Origin of the sequence: Dorea sp. AM13-35 (assembly GCF_003473885.1) — a bacterium.
GTDB lineage: Bacteria > Bacillota > Clostridia > Lachnospirales > Lachnospiraceae > Dorea_D > Dorea_D hominis.
Genome location: NZ_QUCZ01000010.1, coordinates 107,770 through 114,690 on the forward strand (window position 1 = coordinate 107,770; position 6,921 = coordinate 114,690).

Annotated in this window: 3 protein-coding genes; all 3 read left to right on the forward strand. The window is 34.1% G+C overall.

Annotated features, from left to right (window positions below; genetic code table 11):
- Positions 1 to 31 precede the first annotated feature (31 nt).
- The 3 genes from DW152_RS11755 to DW152_RS11765 all read left to right on the forward strand — a co-directional run bounded on the left by DW152_RS11755 (position 32) and on the right by DW152_RS11765 (position 6,560).
- Complete coding sequence (locus DW152_RS11755) at positions 32 to 1,240, forward strand: Wadjet anti-phage system protein JetD domain-containing protein (RefSeq protein ID WP_118288695.1); 1,209 nt, start codon at positions 32 to 34, stop codon at positions 1,238 to 1,240.
- 3,434 nt (positions 1,241 to 4,674) lie between these two features.
- The gene (locus DW152_RS11760) at positions 4,675 to 5,025 is read left to right on the forward strand and encodes an arsenate reductase family protein (protein ID WP_118288698.1); all 351 of its coding nucleotides are present in this window, start codon (positions 4,675 to 4,677) and stop codon (positions 5,023 to 5,025) included.
- Positions 5,026 to 5,078: 53 nt separating this feature from the next.
- A complete protein-coding gene (locus tag DW152_RS11765) occupies positions 5,079 to 6,560 on the forward strand; it encodes an ATP-binding protein (RefSeq protein WP_118288696.1) in 1,482 nt (493 codons plus the stop codon).
- Positions 6,561 to 6,921 lie beyond the last annotated feature (361 nt).

The window sequence follows — 6,921 nt, forward strand, 5'->3', positions numbered from 1 at the left end:
GAAAACTGTGAATATGAAAGGATGGAACTGAATGGATTACGGCAAAGACATACTAAATCGACTAATAGATATGTATGAAAGAAGAGGTGCATTTGATAAAGATGCGTCCTCTTTGCGTGCCATCCAGATTGAAGTAAAGAAAGTTTATCCAGCATATGTGGATCGTTACAATCATGAAGCTTATAAAGATATCAATGTTGCAATAGAAAAACTTTGCGTAGAAGAATTTGTTTTTGCTGAGAAAAACAGTGCTGGTCAATATTCAAAAGTAAGACTAAATATTGCCGGTGTTTCGGAATGTTATAGAAAATTAAAAAGAACAAGCATTCCAGAACAGTGTGAAAAAGTAAAAAAGAGTCTTACAGAGTATCGAAATAGTGAGTCACAGATAGTTCAGGCGGTTATAAAAGATTGGTGCCAGTGTTTGGAAGAATATAAAAAGTTACCATATGACTTGAAGTATGATGGTAAACGGGCAAGCGAGATAATTCGAGTATTGCAAGCGGTATCCAAGTTAAATAGTGAAACTTATATCCGTAATTTTTCTACAGCACTGTTTAAGGATTCCAAAAGATTTCAAAAAGAATTTCGTAGTACCGTTGAAACTATTTTGTTTGACTACACCGATGAGGTTGTAGAAAAAGATGATATTCTTGGATTTTATAATTTATATGAAAATCCAACATATGTAATGGTAAAGGGAAATGTTGTTATACAGCTTGATACATCTGTAATTGATGTTTCAGAGATGCCAGATGGAATTGCATTGTCAAATGCTTCGCTTGAAAAAATCAGGGCTGTTACGGTAAAAGCGAATAAGGTCATAACCGTAGAAAATCTGACAACATATCATGATTCAGATGAAGATGATGCTGTTCATATCTATCTTGGTGGATATCATAACTATTCAAAGCAGTTATTACTTGAGAAGATTTATGCTGATAATAAATCTAGAGATTATTTCCATAAGGGTGATTTGGACGTTTATGGATTTTTGATATTGGAGAATTTGAAGGAGAAAACAGGTATTCCATTTAGACCACTTATGATGGATGTTGCGACAATTGAACGATTTTATAAGGCCGGGCTTTATAAAGAATTGACGGTATCAGATGTAAAAGTAATTGAAGAAAAAAAGAATACAAAGCTTGCTGCATATGTAGATGTACTTCAGTTTATGCTTGATAAAAACTGTAAGGTGGAACAAGAGTCTATCAAGGCTTTGGAGTTGATGGAGTAGAAAAATAAATACTATTTGGAAAGGAGGTCCGTATGAAATATAAAGAATTGAACAAGAATCAAAAAGATAGAATGAAACAAATTAGTTCACATTCCTATACTATGGAATGGGAAAATCCAGAATTCATGGGTTACTTGTTAGGAGGACTTCCTAGAATAAGAAAAACTCAAGAAGATAAGGACGTTGCAGGTGAATTAATTAAGCTTGAAAGGGTAATGTCAACATATGACTCTTTCCTATCTCAAAAGGAAAAATTTCTTAACGAAATAAAGAATATAATTGCGTTAATCCAGGAAAAAAATGATTCTTGGTATGGATTAAATATATATGAAATAGAACGGTATTTAAAAATACATGATTTTTGTTTGATTTCTGGTGAGGGAGGAATTGGTAAAAGTTTTTTCATAAAATGCTTTGAAGAAAAACTAGAAAAAAACTGTATAGAGCATTTGTGCTTATATGGAAAATTTGAAAAAGATACATCAAGAATTGATATCAATGAGATCATCAATGCTAGTGAAAAGGGATTCGTTTTTATTTGTGACGCAATTAATGAGATGTCAGAGGCTGGACAGCAAAGTTTACTGAATATATTAAAACAATTAAAGAATAATCCCAGAATACGAATTGTAATAACATATAGAACAAATTCAATGGACGAAATGATTCTTCAGCAATATCAAGAATTATCGGAGTATGAATATAAATTTCCTGGAGTTTCATTTGAGTCTGCTCTTGATGAAATACTTAAATTGTCTGTTCCAGACGTATATTTATATGAAGATATATTGTACTCCAATAACGCATTATTGTTGAGTATGCTGTGTGATGTTTTGTCATCAGAGAAAATTGTTGATGAAACTGAAAATGGAGTAGCATCTGTTACATTCATTTTGGAGCATTACATAAAGACGACCATAGGTAAGGTTTTCAAGAATAATATATCCTGTCAGGGTATAGACATTTGGAAAGATACCAAAAGAGTTGCTAAATGGATGTATATGAATGGCGAGAAACAAATTGATGAGAAAAGCTTGCTATCGGTGATAAATACGGGAGACAATTATCTCCCTTCTATGATACAGATGGGGTTCATGGATGGTTATGAGAGGAATGGTGAAAAAAGATATTATTTTGTGATTGATTCATTAACGGATTTTTTAATTGCCAGATCTTTGTTTGAAGATATTAGCGGAAAAGATTATCAGAAGCAAGTTGATACTATTAAAACTAAAATGGACACACTGTACAGTCTTGATGAAGCTTTGATAATTGCAATATTTGATAATATGTCACCGGATTACAGGGAGATTAAAAAGCTTTTAGTGGATACAGAATTGATAGGGAGCCTTGGTTTTAGGACATTAGTTAAGGCCCATTTTAAGCAAAATAATATTAAATTATTTCAAGAAAACTTTAGACCCGTTGAGCATAGTGAATTGCTAATAGCAATGGGTGGATTTACAGATAAACCGTTTAATAGTTGTAACTACTTATTTGATTACTATTGCGAGGAACGTGGAAGGATAACAGAGCTTTCCCATGTATTAGCGGGATATCATTTTCAAAATGAAATAAAGAATAGGTTGAAAAATGTTTTGTATTTTACAACATTGAATGACAGAGATGACAGGAGAGATGAAGAGGCTTTTTATTTTGCATTGCTATGTTGCGCTGCACCGAATAAAGATGTTAGATGTTTAGCAACGAAACTTCTTTATGAAGTGGCATCAAAAAATGATGGATATATTGATAAACTTATTTCTGAATACGATAAGATTTTAGATTTATATATTCAGGAATCTGTTATTTATGTACTCAGCCAGATGCATCAAGGTAATGAAACAATTATAGCTTTCTATAATGATATTATTAGTTCACATGAAGATTTGTCAGCAAAAAGTATTCGTAGAATAGCTACATATCTGGGGAAACCATATGCATTTATTACATGGAATAGAAAAGACTTATATAAGTATAATAAAAATGCACAAGTTTCAGATTATTTGAGTGACATATTATTTTCTGTGGATTTGATGAATAAAGATTTTCTACCATTTAGATATTGGGGAAAAGACCATATTGATATGTATACGAAATTTCTCGCCAATGAGAAGTTTGAAATCAAAAGAATAAATGATTATCTCAGCAATAAATATGCTTGTGTTTGTGGTGGTGAATGCAGTGGATGGATGGCATTCGAAAATAGAATTATACCGGAAATAGAACCTATGGCAGAGATTGAAACGGTTGATATGACTTCTTTTTTGCAGTGTTTTGAGCAAGTTTTTAGATATGTCTTTGAATATTATGAAACTTCGGCTGATAGAAAATCAATGAATATGCGAGAAGAAGATTTTATTCATTCTGTTTATATGAAGTGTGTGGATATTGCAACAGGTTTATATTATGGAAGTTTGATGTGTAATCATTATACTAATCAGTTTGCAACATATAATAATTATCAGAATAGCATAGGGTATGAAGTATATGACCCATTGGAATATGGTGAAGAGGTTATAATTACAGCACCAATTCCAACATTCCAAGATTATATAGAAAGACTTGGAGATTATGTAATCAATGCCTTAGAGCAACCGATACCTAGAGATATAAATTGGGTGAAAGATGTTGAATTGACGAGACGAAACATTTTGCATCTTATGGAAACAGTCAAAGTAAAGAAACAAGAGTGGGTGATGATTGCAGGAAGAATATCATTGCACGAAGAAGGAAAACACGATACAAAATGGCGAGATACGTACGATATATGGTGTTGTTCTTCTGATAAAGAGGCAATAGATGATGATGGCAATGCAAGGTATCTTACTATTGAATTAGAGGAATATTTAGGGGAACTTAAGGCATATCCAGAAAATAAAGAAAAGCCGTGGTTATGCAAAAGTGTTAAGAATATAGCAAGTCAATCTGATATTTTTGAAGAAACATCACTAGTATTGCCACCATCAGAAATTATAAAATTTTTTGATTTGCGATTGAATGTTTCTGACCTGTCATGGGAAACAGAAGATAAAGAAAAGATTATATTATGTAACAACAATAGGAATTCATATTATAGAGATCCAATTGGTGGAACAGCTTTTATCCGTAAAGACTACTTTGATAAATATGCCAAATCACATTGTATTAAATATTTTGCTTTTGCAGAAAGGCTTATTCCCGAAACAGGATATGCAGATGAAACATCTTTGCATTTTGAAATTAAAGATGGTCAGATTATAAAAGAGATACGGAATGATGGTGGACATGGTAGTTATAACAGAGTTAGCAATCCGTTGTGTGATAATTGTCCGCATGCAAATGTTATAGAAACTAGCCAAAATGAATCACCAGAATATGATATGGAATGGTTAAAAAATATGCTTGAAGAATATGGGATTGAAGATGACTCGGATTTGATTGGAGATGAAGAAATGCTATTTATATGTTACCCAAAATGTTCAACCTGCCAGAAGGCTAAAAAGTGGCTAGATGAGCATAATATTAAATATACTGAGCGTCATATTGTAGATGCGAATCCTACATATGATGAATTGAAAGAATGGTATGGAAAGAGCGGACTTCCTCTTAAGAAGTTTTTTAATACCAGTGGACTTCTTTATAAAGAAATGCAGCTTAAGGATAAGCTTTCTACAATGAGTGAAGAGGAACAGTTACAATTGCTTGCAACAAATGGAATGTTGGTAAAGCGTCCACTTATTGTAAATGGCGATACTGTGCTAGTTGGTTTTAAGGAAGCGGAATGGTCTGAAAAATTGAATTGATAATAGTTGACTATTCGTTTATGTGTATAGAGGAAAGGAGTTGAAAATCTCATATGTCAGATTTATTTGATTTGTCGAACTTTGATAAATATAAAGAAGATAACTGCCGAGAAGTAAAAAAGGCAGAAGGTGGATTGCCTATAGCATTATGGGAGTCATATTCCTCATTTGCTAATTCTAATGGTGGAGTAATTATTCTTGGTGTTGGTGAACGCCAAGATGGAACTTGGTATACTACCGGATTAAAGAATGCAGACAAGTTAAAGAGAAACTTTTGGAATACAATTCATGATACCAAGAAAGTAAGCATTAATTTGTTATCTGATAAAAATGTGGAATCTTACGAGGTTAATGGAGATACCATATTGGTTATCTATGTGCCAAGAGCTAAGCGAGAGCAGAAGCCGGTTTATATTAACAATGATTTATTCGGTGGGTGCTATCGTAGAGATTGGGAAGGTGATTATCACTGTTCTAAAGCAGAGATTAAAGGTATGCTTCGTGATGCTGCTGATGAAACAGAGGATATGAAGATTGTTGAACAGTTTGATATTTCTGCAATTGATACAGAGTCTTTAAAGGGATTCAGAAATCATCATAAAAGCTATCGTCCAGAGCATGTATTTAACAATTTACCGGATGAAGAGTACTTGGAGCGAATAGGTGCAGCCGGATATGGTGAGGATGGTAAATTACATCCTACTACAGCAGGTTTGCTTATGTTTGGTGAGGAATATCATATTGTCAGAGAGTTTCCGGAGTATTTCTTAGATTACAGAGAAATGCTTGACCCTACAATACGTTGGACAGACCGTTTACAGTCTAGTTCTGGCGATTGGAGCGGTAATGTATTTGATTTCTTCTTTAGAGTAAATAACAAAATTGCAAAGGATATTAAGAAGCCTTTTAAGTTGGAAGGCATTACAAGAATTGATGATACTCCAGTTCATAAGGCAGTTCGAGAAGCATTAGTTAATTGCTTGGTCAATACGGATTATTTCTTACCTTGTGGAGTGGTGATCAAAAAGGAAGATGATAAGCTAGTTATTGAGAATCCTGGCAGTATCCGCACCGGTAAAAAGCAGATGCTTCGTGGTGGCATTTCAGATCCGAGAAATAAAACATTAATGAAGATGTTTAACATGATTGGTATTGGAGAAAGAGCCGGAAGTGGCATCCCAGATATTTATCAAGTTTGGGAAAATGAAGGATGGCCAATGCCGGTTGTAGAGGAAAGTTATAATCCAGATAGAACTCGTTTATCGCTTGAATTTTCAAAGAAACAAGCGATAAAAACAAGCGATAAAAAACAAGCGATAAAAACAAGCGATAAAAATAAACTACGAAAAACTCAGGAAAAAGAGGAATTAATTAGAGAATACTTACGTCAGAACGGCTTGTCAAAAACGAGTGAAATTGCGGAATATATAGAATTGAGTCCAGCTAGAACAAGAGCGCTTCTATCTGATATGACAGATGTTGTGGTTGAAGGTGCAAATAAAAATAGAAAATACCGTTTAGCTACTGAAGATTAAAATAAAATCAGCAGAATAATCAGCGAAAAAAACAGCAGATTATTTGATAGGAAAATTATCATGCGTGGTGACCGCGCATGATACCACGCATGATACCGCGCATGAAGAGTGCCGAAGATTATTGCAGGACACAAGTTAGGACACAGGTTAGTGCTCAAGTTGGGCTCAAGCTAGGGCTCAGGCTGAGTGAACAAGCTGGGGTACAAGCCAGGAACAAGCTGGGTACAAGCATGAACCGATAACACTTGAGATATTCGAGTTAGTTGTTGTATCCGCGCCAATCTCGAGTGCTTATACCATAAGGTGGAGTGATTATTCCGGGGCTCTCTGAGCCACCTGTCCGGACTTTGAGAGCCACCTG